Source organism: Microbulbifer guangxiensis, assembly GCF_021729075.1.
GTDB lineage: Bacteria > Pseudomonadota > Gammaproteobacteria > Pseudomonadales > Cellvibrionaceae > Microbulbifer > Microbulbifer guangxiensis.
The window spans coordinates 475,750-496,450 of record NZ_JAJSAQ010000001.1; the positions used below are offsets into that span (position 1 = coordinate 475,750).

The window sequence follows — 20,701 nt, forward strand, 5'->3', positions numbered from 1 at the left end:
CTTCATCTCGCTGGATAGCAGGCATGTGACTGTGAACGTTGATGCCCCCTCTCCCGCTCAGAGGTCCAGACGCTGCCAGGGCAGCTAAACTTGATAAGTTGTGGCTTGACTGACGTTTCGCCGGAGATCTCCTGACTGTGCCCACCAATGCTCTTATCAAGACAAGCTCGCTATCAGGCTATTGGCAGCTCGTACAGAGCCTTGGCGGTTCCCCCGACTCCATACTGCGTCAGTGCCACCTCAACCCGCAGGCGGTTCACAACCTCGATGGAGTCATCTCTCACAAGGCAGAGATCAATGCGGTAGAAAAAGCTGCCCAGGCTCTACGCTGCCCTGACTTTGGCCTCAAGCTCGCAGAGGGGCAGGATCTGTATATTCTTGGCCCGGTTGCCGCTGTGGCACTGACCGCTTCCAGCGTGGGGGATGCCATCGACAGGATTATTGATCGGCTGCACTGGTTTTCACCGACCGCGAACCTGCGCATGCGAAGGGAGGTCAAGCCCGGACAGTCTCTCCTCCTCTACTACCCAGATCCGTCATTGCCCCGCTACCGGACGACACTGGAACATTCGATTGGCGTACTGCGAAATATCATGCGGAGTCTTGCGGGGTCCCGTTTCCGCCCGCAGGCTGTCTACTTCAGCTTTGAGTCACCGTTACCTGCACAACATTATGTGGACTTCTTTCAGGCGCCAGTGTTCTTCAGGCAGGAGCAGAACGCCTTACTGGTGGACAGCAAGATTCTGGAACAGCCACTCAACCCACCCAGCCAGAGACTGCACCTACTATTGAGACGCTATGCCAAGGAGATTCTCGCCGACAACCCGCTACATCTCGGCAGGCAAGTCGAACTGCTCATAGAAAACCTGTTGCTTACGGGCAACTGCAACCTGGAAACGATCTCGGGCCAGCTGGGTTACCTCCCCCGGACACTACAACGGGAGCTGTGTGCGGAGGGACTTTCATTTGAGAGTATCCTGGACAGTACTCGCCGTCGGCTTGCAGACACCTACCTGAAGGAGGTGGAGATGCCTCTTGTTGATATCGCTTCTCTACTCGGCTACAGCGAGCAGAGCACGTTCAGCCGCGCCTGTAAACGATGGTTTGGCTGCACACCACTACAACGGAGAAAGCAGCTTGCTGAGTGACTAATTAGTCAGCGAAGGCTTATCCATTCTGCGCTGATCGCTATTCCCTACTGCAAAGATCGATTAAGGTATTCGCGTCATATAACAACAAGATAAAGCGGAGCCCCATGACCCATGAATGAACAGCATTTCGACGTCCTGATTATCGGCGCCGGCCTGTCAGGCATCGGTACTGCATGCCACCTGCGCAAGAAGAGCCCGGACAGGGAGTTGGCAATCCTTGAACGACGGGACCGTATAGGGGGTACCTGGGATCTGTTCCGCTACCCCGGTATCCGTTCCGACTCCGACATGTTCAGTTTCGGCTTCAACTTCCGCCCCTGGAACGGATTGAAAGTTCTGGCTGATGGCGAGTCGATCCGAAATTACATCGCCGAGACCGCCAAAGAATTCGATGTTACTGAACATATCCGCTTTGGAGTGGATCTACAGGAGGCAAACTGGGATAGCTCCCGGGGCCACTGGACGCTGCGTGGAAAGCAAGACGGCAAGCCGGTCATTTATACCTGTGATGTCCTGATTTCATGTACCGGCTATTACGATTATCGACAGGGTTATCTGCCCGAGTTTGCTGGGATCGATCGCTTTCAGGGGCGAACCATACACCCACAACAGTGGCCGGAAGATCTGGACTATGCAGACAAGAAGATTGTGGTAATCGGCAGTGGTGCCACGGCTGTGACACTGGTGCCGGCTATGGCAGAAGACGCCGCCCACGTTACCATGTTGCAGCGCTCCCCCACTTACGTCCTGTCGGTGCCTGCTGAGGACAAAGTCTCTGCCTTTCTGAAGCGGTGGCTGCCGGAAAAATGGGTCTACCGGATGGCCCGCAAACGCAACATCAAAATACACCGCTGGATCTTCAAGGCGGCAAAACGCTGGCCTGCGTTTACACGACGGATGATGCTCCGCGGTGTGCGCAAGGGGCTGGGCAAGAACTTCGACCTGCGCCACTTCTCACCAGACTACAAACCCTGGGATCAGCGTCTCTGCGCAGTCCCGGATGGTGACCTGTTCCAGGCCATCAACGCGGGAAAAGCGTCGGTGGTCACCGACGAGATCGAGACGTTCACCGAGCACGGTGTCCGTCTCAAAGGAGGCCGGGAACTGGAGGCCGATATCATCATCACTGCTACCGGACTCAAGGTCCAGGTCCTTGGTGGCATGGCGCTCAAGGTCGACAACCAGGACGTTCCACTCAACCGGCGTCTCGTTTACAAAGGGGTCCTGATGGAGGGCGTGCCCAATATGGCCTGGATCTTCGGTTACAGTAATGCAGCCTGGACCCTCAAGGCCGACCTTTCAGCGGACTACATCTGCCGCCTGCTCAACCATATGCAATCCTCCGGAAAAGGAATCTTTATGCCCATTGATCGTGAGGGGTGTGCAGAGAAGGAATCAGTGATGGCTGCCCTTAAGTCAGGCTATATCGCGCGGGCTGACCACCTCCTGCCGCGCCAAGGATCCAAATACCCCTGGCGTGTACTGGATGATTACGAGCAGGACGCCAAAATACTGCTGGAATCCCCAATCGAAGACGGAGTCCTCAATTTTTACCAGAGCGTCGTCGCACCATCTCCCGCTGTTGACTCAAAAACCCCGCAGGCCTGCAGTAGCTAACAAATGCAGAACCGCTGACGACTTCACCGATACCATCTTGAGGGCCCGGCACTTTCATGCCGGGCTCTTTATTCCAAAACACTGGCCGCATCATCCCGATCAATTGCCCGGACTGATCGATAAAGAAGCAGTCCGGTTCCCTCGCCGAGTTGGCGAACAGAACCTGTTCCACCGGAAATAAAACTGACCAGTCTCCCTGCCTTTGCCATCTGACTAGTGTCCCCGGAGCCTGCTGGCCCTCCATTGCGCCCTATGGCGCAAAATCATTCTCCTTGGCTATGCTGTCAAGAGGACCATAGAAGCCCAGGCCAGTTCAGGCGCTTCAAAATCCGATCGGCCTGTACACAGGAGATCAGCCAGGAGGTATCGCCATGCTCAAGGGCCAGTGGGACGAGATCATCGACAAACCGACCTTTCTGGGCTCGCTATTTCTACTGCTGGCAGTCACCCTCCCCCTGGTGTTTTTCCCTGAGGCTGGGGCAGCGTGGGTCGCCAGTGCAAAAAACTTCGTCACCGACAAGCTCGGGGTCCTGTATCTCGCACTCGGCGTGGGCGCTACGCTCTTTGTAGTTTTTATTGTCTTCAGCGATATAGGAAATATCAAGCTCGGCACAGCGGAGGAATCACCGGAATTCTCTACCATGTCCTGGGCGGCGATGCTGTTCTGCTCGGGTATCGGAGCTTCGATCCTGTACTGGTCAATGATTGAGTGGGCATATTACTATCAGACGCCCCCTTTTCAGGTAGAGGGGGGGACTCCCGAGGCGGTTCGCTGGGCCGCCGCCTACGGCATCTTCCACTGGGGACCGATGGCTTGGGCAATCTACCTGATTCCGGCCCTTCCGATTGCCTACTTCTACTATGTGCGCAATCACAGCGTTCTCAAGATCAGTGAGGCACTGATGCCAGTGCTCGGGGAAGAACGGGCTCGCGGTCCTATCGGCAAGCTGGTCGATATTTTTTTCGTCTTCGGCATGCTCGGTGGCGGAGCCACGACACTCGGGCTCGCAGCACCGCTGATCAACCAGGGCGCCCATGAGCTGCTCGGTGTACCAACCAACCTCACCACGCGCATCATCGTGCTGGCAATCTGTACGGCATTATTTGGATATAGTGCCTATGTGGGCTTGAAGAATGGCATCCGCCTGCTATCCAACATCAATATGTGGCTAGCGATCATCCTGCTGACTTTCGTCCTTCTTGTCGGCCCGACACTATTCCTGCTCAACACCGGTCTCGACGCCATGGGGCGGGTAATGGATAACATCTTCCATATGGCGACCTGGACAGAGCCTTTCGCACAGTTTGAACAGTTTCCAGACACTCAATTCCCACAGGACTGGACGATTTTCTACTGGGCATGGTGGCTGGTATTTGCACCGAGCGTAGGCCTATTTATCGCCCGAATCTCCCGTGGTCGCACTATCCGCGCAATGGTGGGCGGGGCCATATTCTTCGGTAGTATGGGTTGCTTCCTGTTTTTCATGATCCTCGGCAATTATGGCATCTACCTGCAATTATCAGGAGAGCTGGATGTAGTGCAGATTCTCAACCAGCAGGACGCCACCACCGCGATATTTGCCATCTTGCAAACCCTGCCTCTTGGCACAGTGGTCATCCTGGTCTTCACTGTTCTGGCACTAATCTTTACCGCCACGACTTTTGACTCGATCTCCTACATCCTGGCGGCGGTTGTACAAAAAGAGGTGGATGAGGAGCCAGCGCGCTGGAATCGACTGTTCTGGGCCTTCGCACTCTCGGTAATGCCCGTCACCCTGATGTTCCTGGGCGGCTTGGAAACATTACAAACGGCCAGTGTTATCGGTGGAGTGCCTTTGTTGCTCGTAGCAGTTCTGCTCTGTATTTCCATAGTGAGAGCTGCCAACTACGACCTCAGATGCCAGCCGGACTTTGAGGACAAAGAAATCTATATTGAGGAGCTACCTGAAGAGGATCCCTGGACTGAACAGGGAAGCTGGGAGATCCCGCTCAAGGAGGAGCATGGTGTGGACCATGAAGACAAGCCTCATAAGGAGGGGGACCCACACAGTCACCCGTCCCGTCTGTGAAGGCCACAGCTCTGGCATCCCCAAAAACGATATGTCCTGATTTCAGGAATGGGATAGTACAGCAAACCCACGGTTTGTTATCACAGTCACTCATGGCAAGTATTCGAAGGTGTCGTCAATGAACCAATCTCAATTACAGAACGTCACAGTCCTTGGTGCTGGAGTGCTGGGTGGACAGATCGCTTTCCACAGTGCATACAAAGGCAAACAGGTGGTGATCTTCGATATCTCAGAGGATTCTCTGCAACGTTGCCGTGCAGTGCATGAACAGTATGTCGGCCAGTACCAGAAGGATCTTGGTGCCAGCGCGGAGGAGATGACGGCTACCCAACAGCGCCTGCGCTACAGCAACAGCCTGGAAGAGGCGGTCAAAGATGCCCAACTGGTGATCGAAGCAGTGCCGGAAGTTCCTGATATCAAGATCTCTGTGTATCGCGATCTCGCCGGGAAATTGCCCGAGGCAACCATTCTGGCAACCAACTCCTCAACTCTGCTGCCGAGCGACTTTGCCGAATATACCGGCCGTCCCGAGCAATATGCGGCCCTGCACTTCGCCAACCTTATCTGGATCAACAACGTCGTCGAGATCATGGGTCACCCGGGCACGAGTGATGACACTTACCGTGCACTGGTCGACTTTTCGATAGAGATCGGTATGGTCCCGATCCCGATACTGAAAGAACAGAACGCCTATGTCCTGAACACCTGGCTGTGGGCAATGATCAATGTATGCCTGACGCTGGTGAGAAAGGGAGTGGCAACTCCGGAAGATATTGACAGGACCTACATGATCAGCAACCGCGGAGTTGCCTATGGACCCTTCGGCATCATCGATATCATCGGAATGAAGACCAGCTACGACATCCTCAACCACTGGGGTAAGGAAAACCAGGACGAAGAAATGTCAGCCAATGCCCGATATATCAAGGAGAATTTCCTCAACAAGGGCTTACAGGGAATGCTCGGAGGCAAGGGGTTTTACCAGTATCCCGAACCTGAATTTTCAAAACCGGATTTTCTGGCAGTTCCGGACAAGTCGGTTACGGGAACCATCGTGGGTTTACTGAAGAAGTCTTGATCAACCCGATGCGATTTCCGGTCATACCTGGGCATTGCGGACACTACGCACCGGCGTAGGCAGCCGACACTATTGAAGTGAAGCCGAATGGTCCCGGTGCCCGGACTGATTCTCACAGGCAGTTTTAGTATGCAGGGTGGCGACGAGAAACAGCATTACAATCCAGACGGCTGTGCGAAATCCTACACCAAGCCACCGGTCAGTAGCGCAGCTCTGGCGAAGCAGATCAAGACCACGGGGCTGAATCAGCCGGACGACCACTCCGGCTTTTACCTGGCCCATGAGGGGCTGACCGCACTGGCAGCACGCATTGCCCTGATCGAAGAGTCGGAAGTCTCTCTGGATCTGCAATATTACATCTTCAGTGATGACATCTCAGGCCGGATGCTGATGGCGAAGCTGCTCGATGCGGCCGAGAGGGGGGTGCGCGTGCGCCTTCTTGTCGACGATCTGGGCACAAGGATCGCCAACCCATGGATAGGGTCCCTTGATAACCATGAAAATATCGAGGTGCGGGTTTTCAATCCGGTAGAAGGCAAAAGCGGACTCCGGCACAGGCTGAAGCAGGTCTTTAACCTCGGGCGCATCAACCATAGGATGCACAACAAGCTGTTGCTGGCTGACAGCGTCGCCATGGTCACCGGTGGTCGTAATATCTCAGATGGTTATTTTGTCTCCGCCGACTGTGCCTTTCTGGATGTCGATGTCCTCGCCATCGGTCCGATTGTTACTGCAGCCTCCGAAACATTTGATGACTACTGGAACCACCCGATATCCGTGCCAATCGCAGAGCTGGCACTGGGTACCGATGACTACCGCTCGCTGATGGATCTGAACCAGCACCTGGTCGAGCACAAGTCCCGGGAAGCCAGCTCAGAGCTGCACAAGTCTGTCAGGGAGTCGGATTTCCGGGAGCAACTTCTCGCCGGCAGGATTAATTTTGACTGGGGGGCGGCCACCCTGTTTGCCGATCCTCCGCAAAAAGCGACCAGCCCGGAAGAAACCCCTATTGAGGACTACCCCGGATACCAGCTCGCCCAAATCATCAGTGGGCTGAGACTGCGGCTTGAAATCACTAATGCCTACCTGATTCCCGGTGAGCCGGGCATCAAGCTGTTCAACAGACTTGTTGATCGCGGTGTGTCGGTAAGAATACTGACTAATGGCATGAGTTCTACTGACACCGCGATGGTCCACGGCGCTTACTCCCGCTATCGAAAACCCCTGCTACGCGCTGGAGGGGAGCTCTGGGAATTGAAGCCCTCCGCAGAAAGGGAGGGCCGACTGCCCTGGTTTAACAATAAGTCCCAGTCGACACTGCACGCCAAGACGTTTGTTCTTGATCAGAACCGAAGCTTTGTCGGCTCTATCAATCTGGACAGTCGCTCCATGACTCTCAATACAGAGATTGGGGTCCTGATCGACAACCGGGATATCAACGGGCAGTTACATAAACTATTCGAAGACTGGACCGCGCCGGACAGCGCCTGGAAGCTGTCAGTGGGCGACAGTGGAAGCATCCACTGGCATGGGATGGACGAACATGGCAGCGAGACTATAAAAAGGAGGGATCCTAACAGCACCCTCTGGCAGCGGTTTCTCTGTGGAATCCTCGCCCATCTTCCCGTCGAATCGCAAATCTGAGGGCCAGGCCGGACACCATTGCCAGATACCCTTTGGCAGCAGGAAATTCCCCAAGGTATGGTGTTGGGAATGGCTAACTGGCCGAAGAAAGGCGCGAGCGGACCTTGATTTCAGACGTCAGCGTGCGGTGCACAGGACAGCGGTTGGCAATATCCAACAGCTTCGTCCTTTCCTCCCCGGTTAGCTCCCCTTCGAGGGTAATTTCCCGGACGATTTCATCGATCTTGCCCTTCTCCGTCTCGCAATCCGCACAGTCATCGGCGTGAATCTTCTGATGGGAGAGAATTACCCGCACCCGCTTGAGGGCGATTTTCTTGCGATCGGCGTACATACGGATCGTCATGCTGGTGCAGGCCCCGAGCCCCATCAACACATATTCATAGGGACCGGGGCCTGCATTATTACCACCGTATTCCTCTGGCTCGTCTGCCACCAACTGGTGCGGGCCGGAATGCAGGGTCTGGGTAAACTTGCCTTCCCCGCTTTCCTCCACGGTTACTACGGTCGGCGTGGGCCCGGTCATGGATCGCTCCTGTGTAGATGCTGTATTCGTGCTTTCATACAGCCATTAGAGTTCGAATTGCAACGAGCCTCCAAAAAAATGCAGAGAGACATCCTCAAAGGTGCCCTGCAACCTGGGACTGAACGGCGGCCGCCCCTGTTGGTCGATGTCGATATCACCCTGCCAGACCAGCGTGTAACCAAGATCCAGTGTCAGCCCCGGACACAACTCTTTGCCGGCACCCACGCCAAAACGCCAGGAGGCCTCGGCTGTTGGGATATCCGCCGTGAGTGTACTGGTCTTCACCATGGCACTGTCATAAGCAATACCCGCTGAAACTGACCAGTCCCGCATGAGGCCATCAACGAAGCCATGACGGGCACCGAGGGCGAAATGTCCCGTGTCCCGATAGCCCCGGTCGATACGTAACGAAGTCTGCTCAGGATCATCCAGCTCCAGTGCCAGAGGACTGTATGTAGACCATTCCTGCCAGCCGATATTCATATAGAAGTTGGTTGTTGATGTGAGCTCCTGCTGAAGACTCGCTGTATAGGTAGCGGGGACATTCATTCCGATCCTGGTGCGCCGCCCGTCAAAACGCTCTACTGCGATATCGAACAGCGGACCAAAACTGTCCAACTCCATACGGGCATCAAAATCCAAGTCGACCCGCGAAGTATAAGTGAACCCGAGTGTTGTGGAGGGAACCGGACGATAAGTAAGTCCCAGGTTCCCTCCGTAGCCAAAATCCACGTCGCTATATTCGAGGCTGCCGTCGCCGCCGAGCAGCCCGGCCCTCGGGGCAGATTTCCAGTTGAAATAACCCGCCATCACATTCAACCCGACGCCAACGGAAAGGCATGGATGAATCTTCCAGCTCATCGAGGGAATCAGGCTCATGCCCAGCAGGTCCACGTCTTGCAGAAAACGCCGCCCTGCCCATTCATCTTTATAATCCAGCACGCCACCGAAATTGCCGGCCATCGCCAGCCCCCAACCCAAGTTGTCGGTCAAGCGCCCTGCAACAAAGGCACCACCGCCGGGAAACCAGCCAACAGGGTTGCCGCCGTCATTCCCCGGTACATTACTCTCCTCCCCCCTTGAGAAATCGACATCCCCGTATAGCAGCTGACCGGCAGCGCGGATCTCGGTGTTGTCCCGCCACACAGTTCCCGCCGGATTTGTAAAGGCGGTGGAGGCGTCCTCCGGCATTGCTGCCCAACCGGCACCTGCAGTACCCAATGTGGGGGTACCGATCTCCCACACCATCAGCCCGCCGGCCTCTGCCAGTGGTGCGAGGCCCAGGGCGCCAATCGCCAGAGCCAGCGGTCGGATTACTGCGCCAGTGCTTTGTACCCGTGACATAGTCCTGTTCTCTTTACCCGGATCTCTACTTCCCCGCAGGGAACAAAAGAATAAAGCTCAGTCGAAAACCCATGCCATCGGCGCCCGTGTCGGGGCTCTCGGCGTAGTAACGGGGCCCAGCCTGAACCTGATAGGTCTGCTCGCCGACCTGAAATACCTTGGCGACCAGGAATGCGACCGGAACATTCCACTGCTCGACTTCCCAGTTATAGGTGGATTCGGCTTGCAGGGTGAACGTCCAGGCATCCGGCGTGGTATAGGCAAAAAAGGGCTGCACAAAGGTGCTGTCCACATCATCCCGGTCGTCATCACCGGCAAAGGACCAGATATGATTGACCAGAGCCCCGACGGTCCAGCCGCCGGTCTGCTTGAGCACCACGCCTGTTGGCCCGGCGCCCCACTTCTCGGTGCCCAGCTGTGGCTCCGTGGCCGTTGGCAACAGGAATGCAGGACCCACGCCCCAGGTGATGCCATTGACCGGCTCCGCAGGAGAGAAAAACAAGCTCTGCGTGGTATCGCCAAGCCCGGTTTTCTCCGGTGCCTGTGGGAACACATCTTCCTGGTTGACGACAGGAACAATGGTACGGCTGATCAGGTTCCAGTTTTCATTCAATGAGATGGGGATCACCGGCTGGACATTCAGCGTGTAACGACGTCCCTGATCCAACGGACCAAGTTCGTAATCGAAATTGTTCTGAAAGGGTACGCTGATAAGGCTTGAAACCGGATTCGCGAGTTCCTTGGCGAGATCTTCGCCGCCCTGTCCATGGGCTCCCGAAGCCAGCAGAATTGCGAACAGCACTACTGAAATCCTGTACATCTTGAACTCCATTTCACGGGCATCCCTTTACCCGTTTCAGACACTGTCACTTTATTCTAGACAGGGATTCTGCCTTTCAGTTTGGTAGCGAAAATGGTGTCAGCTCAGGTGTGGCACCGAAAGGCGCAAAGCGAGCAAGCCGGGGGGGAGTGGGCCGACGGGGAAGGGAGCATCCGGCCTGCACTTTTACCCGGGCCACACCGTCACCTACCGGCAACACTGTGGCCCGGTGGACAGATCAGCGCATGCTGTCCAGAAGGTGACGGGCAATAATCAGACGCTGGATTTCACTGGTGCCTTCGTAAATGGTGGTAATACGCACATCCCGGGCCATGCGCTCCAGCGGATAGTCGCGGGTGTAACCGGCACCGCCATGCATCTGCAGCGCGGTATAGCACGCTTCATTGGCTTTCTCGGTGGCGAACAGCTTGGCCATGGATGCGGCCGGCCCGAACGGCATACCGGCATCCTTCTGCCACGCCGCCTGCAACAGCAACAGTCGCGCCGCTTCCATTTCTGTGTACTTGTCCGCCAGCTGCCACTGCAGGCCCTGGAATTTGGCCAGCGGCTGACCAAACTGTTCGCGCTCTTGAATAAAGTTGCGCGCGCAATCCAGTGCCTCGAGACCAATACCGAGCCCAAGAGAGCCGATACCGATACGGCCACCGGCGAGTTCTCCGGCGGCGATACGGAAGCCGCGGTTCTCCTCGCCCATCAGGTTTGAAGCCGGGATACGGCAGTTGTCGAAGGAAACCTCATTGGTGACGGACGCTTTCTGCCCCATCTTTTCTTCGGCCTTGCCGATCACCAGACCCGGAGCACCCGCCTCCACCAGGAAACAGGAAATGCCCTTCCCTTTTGGCGCGTCGGCATCGGTGACAGCCCAGACCACGAACACGCCTGCAAACTCGGCGCTGGAGATATACAGTTTGCTGCCATTGAGCACATACTCGTCGCCATCTTTAACCGCGCGAGTGCGCATGGCGGCAGCGTCGGAGCCGGAGCTGGGCTCGGTCAGGCAGAAAGAGCCGGCGGCGTATTCGCCGCTGCAGATTTTGGGCAGGTACCTGGCTTTTTGTTCCTCACTGCCGACCGCCTGAATCACCTCCGCCACCATGTTGGTAACGGAAGTAGTGGTGGCGGTGGAGGCACAACCGCGGGCCAGTTCGGTGATGGCGAGACTGAAAGCGATGGTACCGGCACCGGTGCCGCCGAATTCGGGATCGACATTGATGCCCATAAAGCCGAGTTCAGCCAGCGCTTTGAGCTTTTCCAGCAACAGTTCCCGGTTGCCGGTCTTGTCCAGTTCGGCGGCGACGGGCTTGAGCTCGCTCTCGGCGAACTGGCGCGCGGCCTCCTGGATCATCTGTTGTTCTTCAGTCAGTGCAAAGTCCATACATCACCTCTGTATCTTTATCGTTGTACTGCAGTCGTGATTCGGTTGCGGAAAAGACGGCGGATAAGGCCCTGCTGCACGGCCACACCGGTCATGATCAGTACCAGGCCGATACCCGTCGCGGGATGAATTGTCTCGCCGACCAGCAGCGCGATCAGCAGCAGCGAGACCGGCGGTGAGAGATAAATCAGGTTGCTGATCCGGGCAGTGTTATCGCAGGCGCGCAGTGCGCCCTGCCAGAGCAGGAAGGCAATGCCCATCTCAAACAGGCCTACATACACCGCTCCCAGCCAGCCCTGCATTGGTGGCCACTGCCAGTCGCCCTGCCAGATGACAACGCCGAACAGCCACGGCAGACCGCAAAGAAAGCTGAGCAGCAGATTCACCGCAGCACTGCCCTGCACTCTAGTATTGAGCAGCCAGTAGCTGGCCCAGATCAGCGTGCTGAAAAGCGCCAGGGCCACGCCGGTGATTGAATCAAATTCCAGTCCGAACGGATTCCCGCGAGTAACAATCACCAGCACGCCGCTGTAGCAGATCAACCCGGCCACCACGTCCACACCCCGCAGGCGCTGGCCCAGTAGTGGTACAGAGAGCAACGCCAGTACGATGCCCCAGGTGTAATTGAGTGGTTGCGCCTGCTGCGCCGGTAACAGGTCGTAGGCGTTAAATAAAACCAGGTAATAGAGGAAGGGATTGCAGAAACCCAGGGCCAGGTACCAGCGATAGTCCACCCGCCAGCGCTGGCCAAGCTCGCTCCACAGGCGCCGGTGGGTCACCACAGCACTCATCAGCAGCGCAGAGACGACGGCAGCGATGGTCACCAGCTGCAGGGGCGACACAAACTGCAGCGAGAGTTTGAACGCGCTGGCCACCGTGGACCAGCAGAGAACTGCGGCCAGCGCGAGTATGTAGGCCCTGCGGTTATCACTGTTCGGCAAACCTGCCACCTCTCTGCCTCATTACTCCGAGGTGTAATCGCGTTGCTCGGAGCGTCTAAGCTTTTATCAACGTTTGCCGGACTTGGCCTTGGGTTCCGGGTCCGGAACCGCCACGGCGGTATCCGTCTTCACTTCCTGGATGACCACGTAAGTGTGGGTTTCCCGCACTCCCGGAATGGAGGCGAGCTTCTCGCCGAGGAAGCGCCGGTAGCCCAGCATGTCCTTGATGCGGATTTTCACCAGGTAGTCGAAGCCACCGGCAACCATGTGGCACTCCTGCACCTCCTCCAGGCTGGAGACATGGTCGTTGAAGGCCTCCAGTGCGGAGGTAGCGGTATCGGTCAGGGTCACCTGGATATAGACCACCAGGCCGGCATGGACTTTAAGCGGATCGAGCAGCGCTACATAGTCGCGGATGAAGCCTTCCCGCTCCAGGCGCTTGACGCGCTCAAGGCAGGGAGTGGGGCTCAGATTTACCCGCCGCGCCAGCTCCACATTGGGCAGGCGTCCCTCGCGCTGCAGGATGCGCAGGATCTGGCGGTCGATGCGGTCAAGATCTTCCAACTGACGTGACATAGCAACATACCCTACTGGTGATTCGGCCAATAAGCGCTAGATTTAACCACACTTTGCACCAAAATGGCGATTAATTCTGAAACAATTGCCCCATAATCCGACTTTTATTCTGGCCCCATTTTGAGAGTTCGGGAGTAACCATGTCGAAAGAATTCGCCGGAGAACTGCACAGCGCGCGCCAGCTGGCCCGCCAATATCTGCACGCCGACGAAAACCAGTGCGTCAGCGAACTGCTGGCGGCGCCGCGCCCCAACGAGACGACCCGCGCGAGGATCCTTGAGACCTCCCGTGATCTGGTGCGGGAGTCCCGCAAGCAACGCAGCAAGCGCGGCACCCTGGACGCATTCCTGCAGCAGTTCGGCCTCTCCAATAAGGAAGGGGTCGCACTGATGTGCCTGGCGGAATCCCTGCTGCGGGTGCCCGACGCGGATACTGCCGACAAACTGATCGCAGAGAAAGTGCATTCCGGCAACTGGTCCAGCCACCGTGGCCAGTCCGACTCCCTGTTCGTGAACGCCTCCACCTGGGGCCTGATGCTCACCGGCAGCATCGTCGAGCTGGACCCGGACATTACCGAAAAGCCTTCCCACTGGATGAAGCGCCTGGTCAGCCGTATGGGAGAGCCGATGGTGCGCACCTCCATGATGCAGGCGATGAAGATCATGGGTGGCCAGTACGTGCTGGGCCGCACCATCGAGGAGGCCCTCAAGCGCGGTCCGGCGGAAAACGAGCCCGGCACCCGCTTCTCTTTCGATATGCTCGGAGAAGGCGCCCGCACCATGGCGGACGCCCAGCGCTACTTCGACGCCTACATGATGGCCATCGAGGCGATCGGCAAGGACAACGACAAGCGCGACGTGGTGGAGGCCAACGGCATCTCCATCAAGCTTTCTGCCCTGCACCCGCGCTACTCGGTCCTGCAGCGTGAGCGTGTCATGCAGGAGCTGCTGCCGAAGGTGAAGGAACTTTGCCTGGCCGCTGCCAAGTACGACATGGGCCTCAACATCGATGCCGAGGAAGCCGACCGCCTGGATGTCTCCCTGGATATCTTCGAGGCACTGGCCCGCGACCCGGAGCTGCGTGACTGGCAGGGGCTGGGCTTCGTGCTGCAGGCTTACCAGAAGCGCGCCCCGCACGTGGCCGACTGGCTGATCGCCCTGGGCCGAGACACCGGCCGCAAGGTCATGGTGCGCCTGGTAAAAGGCGCCTACTGGGATACCGAGATCAAACACGCCCAGCAGATGGGCCTGAGCGATTACCCGGTCTATACCCGCAAATGCCACACCGACCTGTCCTACCAGGTCTGCGCCAAGAAACTGCTGGACGCCCGTGACGCCATCTACCCGCAGTTCGCCACCCACAATGCCTACACCGTGGGCCTGATTCTGGAAATGGCCGGCGACGAGGGCAACTACGAGTTCCAGCGCCTGCACGGTATGGGACACCTGCTGTATGCCCAGTTGGAAAAGGTGCACGGCAAGCGTGTACCGGTACGGGTCTACGCCCCGGTGGGCGCGCACAAAGACCTGCTGCCCTACCTGGTACGCCGGCTGCTCGAAAACGGTGCCAACAGCTCCTTCGTCAACCGCTTTATGGACGAGGCTACTCCGGTGGAGGAACTGGTGAAGGACACCATCGAACAGAGCGAAAACTGCAAGCCGTTCCGCCACCCGCAAATTCCCGTTCCGGCGGATATCCTGCTCGGCGGCGAACCGCTGCCGCGCAAGAACTCCCACGGCATCGAACTGACCGACCCGCTGGACGCCGAGCCCCTGCTGGAAGCAGTCAGCAACATGCGTGGCAAACAGTTCAAGGGCGGCCCGATCATCAAAGGCGTGATGGGCGCAGCCGATGAGCCGGTCCTCAACCCGGCCACCGGCGATGTGGTTGGCTACACCGCCAATGCCGATAAGCACCAGATCGACGCTGCCTACCAGGCCGCGTCCGAGGCCCAGGTGGCCTGGGATCGTCTGGGTGGCGAGGCCCGAGGCAAGATACTCGACCGCATTGCCGACCTGTACGAAGAGCACATGAATGACCTCACGGCACTGGTGTGCCTAGAGGCCGGCCGCACACTCAATGACGGCATTTCTGAAGTACGCGAGGCGGTGGATTTCTGCCGCTACTATGGCAACGGCGCGCGCCTGCACTTTGGCGAACCCCGCGACCTGCCCGGACCCACCGGCGAGAGCAACCAGCTGTACCTGACCGGACGCGGTGTATTCGTGGCCATCAGCCCGTGGAACTTCCCGCTGGCCATCTTTACCGGCCAGGTGGTTGCCGCGCTCGCTGCCGGTAACGCCGTGCTGGCGAAGCCCGCAGAGCAGACTCCGCTCATCGCAGCGCGAGCCGTCGAACTGATGCACGAGGCAGGTGTACCCAAGGAAGTGCTGCACTTGATCACCGGAACCGGCGCCGCCGTCGGTGCACCGCTGATCGAGGACCCGCGCCTGGCCGGCGTAGCCTTCACCGGCTCCACCGAGACCGCGCGCCTGATCAACAAGCAGCTGGCGGACAAGGAAGGCCCCATCACGCCGCTGATCGCCGAAACCGGCGGCCAGAATGTGATGATCGTCGACTCCACCGCCCTGCCCGAGCAGGTGGTGGATGATGTGATCCAGTCCGCCTTCCTGAGCGCCGGCCAGCGCTGCTCGGCACTGCGGATTCTGTGCGTCCAGGATGTCATCGCCGACAACCTGCTGAACATGCTGAAAGGCGCCTGTGAAGAGCTGACTCTGGGCGATCCGTCCGGGCTCTCCACCGATATCGGTCCGGTGATCGACGAAAAGGCCCTCGGCCTGCTGGAGAAACACCGCGAGCGCATGGCCAGCGAAGCCAAGCCGCTGTTTGCCTTCGACGAGGGCAAGAAGCCGGCCAGGGGCACCTTCTTCGGCCCGCAGGTGGTAGAGATCGAGGATTTCTCGCTGCTCAAGCGCGAGGTGTTCGGCCCCTTCCTGCACGTGGTGCGTTTCAAGGCAGGCGAGCTGGAGGACACTATCCGCCGGATTAACGCCACTGGTTACGGCCTCACCTTCGGGCTGCACTCCCGCATCGAGGGCCGGGCTCACGCGGTATTCAAACGCGTCAACGTGGGTAACTGCTACGTGAATCGTGACATGGTAGGTGCAGTCGTCGGTGTGAACCCGTTCGGCGGCCAGGGCCTGTCCGGCACCGGTCCGAAAGCGGGCGGCCCGCATTACCTGTTCCGCTTCGCCGAGGAGAAGACCAAGACCATCAATACCGTGGCCACGGGCGGCAACACACAGCTGTTCTCCCTGCAGCAGTAACAAGCCGGGTTGTCAGATCCAAAATCAATGAGAGCGGCCAATGGCCGCTCTCTTTTTGTCTACCGGTAAGTTCAGCTTACTCGTATATGTGTAACCACAGGTCGTCGCCGGTACCGTTATCATTAATGGCATATTCGAAGGCATCTTTAGGATAACGTATACCCTCCCCCGACACGCTGCTGTTGTAGCTCCCCCACTTGACCAGGTCCCACTGGCCGAAAGGGTCGTTCACGGTGTAATACTCGCCATCAAAATCCGTGACCACCATGATGTGCCCGGGCGGCGTAAACCAACCGTGCACAATGGCAAGTTTTCCCGAGCTAACGGCAGTCCGCAGCTCGTCAATGGTTCCATTGGTTTTGCTGAGCGCACGTTTGCCGCTGCCAGCACGGCGGGCCATCTCATTAAAGCCCCACTCCAGATCCGGCACTGTCTGCAGTACACCGCCGAGTTCTTCATAAAGGTAATCGGGGCTTCGGCCATTCACACTCGGGTCGGTAAAACCGAAGTAATCGGTGACCATTGCCAGCGATGTGACTGAGCAGGTGCCATAGGGATCATAATAGTTCTCTGTCTGCTGCCAGTAGGGCACTTCCACCGGCACCTCGCTCTCATCACCAGTGTGCTCGCCCAGATAGTCGGTTAACGTGTTGTTACCATCATTACATTCGGTAGCATCGAAAACAGACATGTCCCAATCCACATTGGCCCAGTCGTCCCAGACCGCCTGCGGAACCGAGCCACCGGGTACCCGCCAGATCGAGGCGTTGGGTCCTGCAGCAGCCAGAAAGTCATTGAGCTGTTCCGGTGAAATCTGGTCGTACTCTGTTGAAACAATATGCCAGATCGGCTTCTCGGCGCCGAGCTGCCTGTACTCGCAATTGCCCACACCGACCCAGTACTTGACCGCGTCCATGTAGCTTCCACCCCAGACCTCCACATAAGTTTGTGGCATATGGAAATCCACATACTGGTCAATGATGCCGACATTCATCCCCTGGTCCAGCGGGTTACCCCAAGTGGTTGTGCCTATCGGGAAGCCTGGCGCTGCGTAGCCCGCATCGACGGCATCCTGTCGCGCCGCATGAAAGGCCTGGTAGAGCGAATGTAACTCGCTGGTGGTATTGTTGAACTCGACCTCCACGTCGAGCACTAAGCCGACATAACCATATTTCGCTGCGTAGTACAGAGCATCGGCCTGACGCGCATAGTCCTGCGGGTAGTTATAAGACCATGCCCAGGGTTCAATCCCCCGGGAGCGATAAATGTCGGCGGTTTCCGTGGAACAGACATCCATAAAGAGATCACAGTTCTGCGTACCGTCTGCAATCTTGATAAAGATCCGCTTCACACCCAGTGCTGCCAGCTCGTCGGCGAGCTGGGTGTGCGTCCTGTTCAACCCGGCCTCATCGATATACCAGAGCCAGGCCCCGAATTTGTTTACCAGTGGCTCCCCTGAAGAGGGTGTGTTGCTGTCCAGCTGGTCTTTGACCTGGAGATAAAACCCTGCAGACCAGCGATTGGTGAAGCAGGCTGTCCCACCGCCAAGCAGCTCACATGCTGCAACCTCTTCAGCGCTGAAGTTGCCGTAAATATTGTTGGCGGCTCCTTCCACCTGCTCGAAGCAGTGATTCCCATAAGTCGGTGATCTCACGCTGTCATCTGGGCAATCCCCGGTGCCACGGAGGTTCTGTGTGAATGATTTGGACCAACGGAGCACCTGAATATCGGTACCTTGAACGGAATAGGTATAAGTATTCGTACAGGCACTACCACCACCATAAGCAACACATCGTTGCACCATCGTATTGGTGAAGGGGCCAAAAGCATTGATCTCATTGCTGCAGAAGTCGAGGTCGCCATCAAACATGGCACCATCGGGGCAAAGCGCATACACCTCACCGCTCACCGTCAACAGCAAAGCCAGCCAAAGCTTTCTGAATAACATGATCATTTCCTCGAAGTTATTGTTGTTTTGGTCGTTGAGTGCACGGGGCAGACTGGAAATCCCGGCCCCACCAGAGCAGCCAAAGTATTTATAGGCATGGGGGGTGCCCGATCGTTAGCCAGCAGCTATCGGCCTGAACGATCAAGCCGTTAACTTTAACGTCACAAAGATGAACCTGATCTCAAAGATCTGGGGAATAGACGCCCGACGAGGGTATATCGCGATTGTACTAACCGAGGTTTTGGCACCCTTCTCGTCGTCTCTGCTAATGGACATTTGAGAAACTTACTTTCTGACCACGCAGTGAAGGACGTTGGGGAGAAAGGCCGGAGGGGGCATTCTTGACTGGCAAAAAAAGAGCCGGGGCTAGCCCGGCTCGAAGAAAGTCCTGTGAGATTGCCGAATATCAACAGGTCAGTTGAAGTCTTTGACCACCTTTCTTTGCGAAAGGTCAAAAATTCATCAATTTAATACCCGATATCCGCGACCGCGCAGACAGTTTCTGACGATGCGCCCCTCCTCGGTGTAGGAACTGCCTACACCGGACACTCCACCGAGCAGGGCCCCGGCTCCGGCTCCGGCTGCCGCGGCACCGCTGGTATCGCCGACAATGGCCCCCAGTGCGCCACCCAGTAGCGCCCCACCGGCGGCGCGGGCCACTCCCCGGCGGCCGGCATCAGCGCGGGCATAGTAGGCGTTGGACCGGCAGTCCATGAGATCCCGCTGGTACTGGGAGATGTTGACGCCCTGGGTATCGATCACGATCCCACCGGCGCCCGGGACCTGCTCCTGGGTAACGCAACCCACAGCGAGGACGGTGCTGAGGCCGATGGCGGAGAGCATTGCAAGTTTCATAGCGCAACCTCGTTCTGTACTGACGGCTGCTTCCTGCCTCGATTCATTTCGCCCGGCTCCAACCGTTGCCTTCCGTTGCCGACCCGAACGTTACAGGCGCCGAAAGTGACGCCTCTTTCCACTTAGGTTTAGACGCCCGAGGGAAACGGCGCCAGCGAGCGGCCAAAAAAAAGCTGACCAAAAGGTCAGCTCAAGGGGTTGCTACCCTCCGGACGCAAGTTCAGTACCGGTAGTCAATTCGCAAGCGCTGGCTGTCAGCCTGGGCATCCAACAGGTTGGTAACGCCATCGAACAACAGCAGGCGGCGGCTTCCGCGGTCATATTCCAGATACAGGTCCCCGGCGAACATGCGTAGCAGGGCCTGGTCCAGCTCAACCCTCAGGCAGAGCTTCTGTGCCTGCCCCCCACCGGCACAACCGACCTGCCGTGCCCGAAGGGGAATAGCGCGGCCATGCAGCGGTGAGGCAAACGCAAACGAAACCGTCTGTGCGGCCGAGAGCTGGCTCCAGTTATTGCGGACGAAGGTGTCAAAACCCGCGTCGGCAACGTCCACGACTGCAGTAGGCAGTGTCTCCACCTCCCAGCCACTATTGGCCGCGTCCCGGTACCGCAATTCCACCTGGCCACCACGGGGCTGCACGATGCGCTGCTCTCCATGGCGATAGTCCTGCTGCACCACTCCGGGCACGGTCGAGTTGACACCGCTGAGACGCTTCTCGGCAATCCGGTGACCCTGTGGGGTGTAATAAAGCACCCGCCGCTCATTCCCCTGCGCGGGCAAGTGGTATTCACAGTAAACCAGTGCACCGCTGCCGGGATTCCTGGCCTGCCCCACGGCAAAAGCCTCACCCTCGTAGCCGCAGCTGGCCGTGGCCTGTCCACTCACGGCAACGAGCGCCGTAACAAATAAAAACAGCAACTTACGCATGGGGCACCTCACTGAATATCTGGCGGCGGGCAAGCCAGGTCGTAAAGGGCAGGTACATTGCCCAGAATATTACGAGCACGCCAACAGAGAGGATCACCGGCTGGCTGAATTCGACGGTGCCATTCAGCCAGGAGCCGGTCCAGTAACTGAAAGGTCCGAAAAACGCCCCAAGTGCCGCAGCCAGCCAGGCGCTTTTCTGCAGGAAAAACATGCTGTAGCGCAATGCCGTGGCGAAGTTGACCCACAGCAGCATGAGCCAGGGCGGTGGAAATGGGGAGCCGTTGTCGTTGACCAGCAGGCCGGTGGAAAATACCACGGTGTCCATGGCCACGCCGGTCAACCAGATCGCAGCCACCCAGAGCCACTCCCGCGGCTTGTTGGCGACGACAAACAGGTGGATCAGCAGGTTCGCCAGTGTGAACGCCAGGATGATCGCTACGCTGTCGACCAGCACACAGAGGGGCCAGGCAATGTCAAAAAGGACAGCATTGACGGCAAAGCGCCACATTTGCCCCTTCCCCCTC

Annotated in this window: 16 protein-coding genes; 6 read left to right on the forward strand and 10 right to left on the reverse strand. The window is 57.7% G+C overall.

Annotated features, from left to right (window positions below; genetic code table 11):
- The first annotated feature begins 137 nt into the window (after nucleotides 1-137).
- From LVD12_RS02030 to LVD12_RS02050, 5 genes are all read left to right on the forward strand, one after another.
- Complete coding sequence (locus LVD12_RS02030; protein WP_237065265.1) at nucleotides 138-1,148, forward strand: AraC family transcriptional regulator; 1,011 nt, start codon at nucleotides 138-140, stop codon at nucleotides 1,146-1,148.
- Between the two features lie 114 nt (nucleotides 1,149-1,262).
- The gene (locus tag LVD12_RS02035) at nucleotides 1,263-2,768 is read left to right on the forward strand and encodes a flavin-containing monooxygenase (RefSeq protein WP_237065267.1); all 1,506 of its coding nucleotides are present in this window, start codon (nucleotides 1,263-1,265) and stop codon (nucleotides 2,766-2,768) included.
- Nucleotides 2,769-3,139: 371 nt separating this feature from the next.
- Nucleotides 3,140-4,837 carry a BCCT family transporter gene (locus tag LVD12_RS02040; protein WP_237065269.1) on the forward strand — a complete coding sequence of 566 codons (1,698 nt, stop codon included), beginning with the start codon at nucleotides 3,140-3,142 and terminating at the stop codon, nucleotides 4,835-4,837.
- Between the two features lie 118 nt (nucleotides 4,838-4,955).
- Nucleotides 4,956-5,915: a 3-hydroxyacyl-CoA dehydrogenase gene (locus LVD12_RS02045; RefSeq protein ID WP_237065271.1), complete on the forward strand. Its 960-nt coding sequence runs from the start codon at nucleotides 4,956-4,958 to the stop codon at nucleotides 5,913-5,915.
- 87 nt (nucleotides 5,916-6,002) lie between these two features.
- Complete coding sequence (locus tag LVD12_RS02050; protein WP_237065273.1) at nucleotides 6,003-7,559, forward strand: phospholipase D family protein; 1,557 nt, start codon at nucleotides 6,003-6,005, stop codon at nucleotides 7,557-7,559.
- A gap of 73 nt (nucleotides 7,560-7,632) precedes the next feature.
- On the opposite strand, the gene LVD12_RS02055 is transcribed toward LVD12_RS02050, so the two are convergent.
- The 6 genes from LVD12_RS02055 to LVD12_RS02080 form a co-directional block, all read right to left on the reverse strand.
- Nucleotides 7,633-8,082, reverse strand: coding sequence for an OsmC family protein (locus LVD12_RS02055; protein WP_237065276.1), 450 nt, complete (start codon nucleotides 8,080-8,082; stop codon nucleotides 7,633-7,635).
- 45 nt (nucleotides 8,083-8,127) lie between these two features.
- Nucleotides 8,128-9,426, reverse strand: coding sequence for an OmpP1/FadL family transporter (locus LVD12_RS02060; protein WP_255771315.1), 1,299 nt, complete (start codon nucleotides 9,424-9,426; stop codon nucleotides 8,128-8,130).
- A gap of 25 nt (nucleotides 9,427-9,451) precedes the next feature.
- Complete coding sequence (locus LVD12_RS02065; protein WP_237065280.1) at nucleotides 9,452-10,258, reverse strand: transporter; 807 nt, start codon at nucleotides 10,256-10,258, stop codon at nucleotides 9,452-9,454.
- 226 nt (nucleotides 10,259-10,484) lie between these two features.
- Nucleotides 10,485-11,642 carry an acyl-CoA dehydrogenase family protein gene (locus LVD12_RS02070; protein WP_237065282.1) on the reverse strand — a complete coding sequence of 386 codons (1,158 nt, stop codon included), beginning with the start codon at nucleotides 11,640-11,642 and terminating at the stop codon, nucleotides 10,485-10,487.
- A gap of 17 nt (nucleotides 11,643-11,659) precedes the next feature.
- Nucleotides 11,660-12,583 (reverse strand): DMT family transporter, encoded by a 924-nt coding sequence (locus tag LVD12_RS02075; RefSeq protein ID WP_237065284.1) that lies wholly within the window; start codon nucleotides 12,581-12,583, stop codon nucleotides 11,660-11,662.
- A 66-nt stretch (nucleotides 12,584-12,649) separates the two neighbouring features.
- Nucleotides 12,650-13,159 (reverse strand): Lrp/AsnC ligand binding domain-containing protein, encoded by a 510-nt coding sequence (locus tag LVD12_RS02080; protein WP_067080512.1) that lies wholly within the window; start codon nucleotides 13,157-13,159, stop codon nucleotides 12,650-12,652.
- Between the two features lie 140 nt (nucleotides 13,160-13,299).
- Between LVD12_RS02080 and putA the strand changes: the two genes are divergently transcribed.
- Nucleotides 13,300-16,446, forward strand: a complete 3,147-nt coding sequence (gene putA, locus LVD12_RS02085) for a bifunctional proline dehydrogenase/L-glutamate gamma-semialdehyde dehydrogenase PutA (protein ID WP_237065286.1) — start codon at nucleotides 13,300-13,302, stop codon at nucleotides 16,444-16,446.
- Nucleotides 16,447-16,522: 76 nt separating this feature from the next.
- Here the strand turns inward: putA and LVD12_RS02090 are convergent, their stop codons facing one another.
- The 4 genes from LVD12_RS02090 to LVD12_RS02105 form a co-directional block, all read right to left on the reverse strand.
- Entirely contained in the window at nucleotides 16,523-18,394 is a 1,872-nt protein-coding gene (locus LVD12_RS02090; protein WP_237065288.1) for a C39 family peptidase, read from the reverse strand.
- A gap of 462 nt (nucleotides 18,395-18,856) precedes the next feature.
- A complete protein-coding gene (locus LVD12_RS02095; RefSeq protein ID WP_237065290.1) occupies nucleotides 18,857-19,249 on the reverse strand; it encodes a glycine zipper family protein in 393 nt (130 codons plus the stop codon).
- A 220-nt stretch (nucleotides 19,250-19,469) separates the two neighbouring features.
- Entirely contained in the window at nucleotides 19,470-20,177 is a 708-nt protein-coding gene (locus LVD12_RS02100) for a hypothetical protein (RefSeq protein WP_237065292.1), read from the reverse strand.
- A complete protein-coding gene (locus LVD12_RS02105) occupies nucleotides 20,170-20,685 on the reverse strand; it encodes a DUF2878 domain-containing protein (RefSeq protein WP_237065293.1) in 516 nt (171 codons plus the stop codon). Before LVD12_RS02105 ends, LVD12_RS02100 begins: the two co-directional genes overlap by 8 nt.
- Nucleotides 20,686-20,701: the final 16 nt, after the last annotated feature.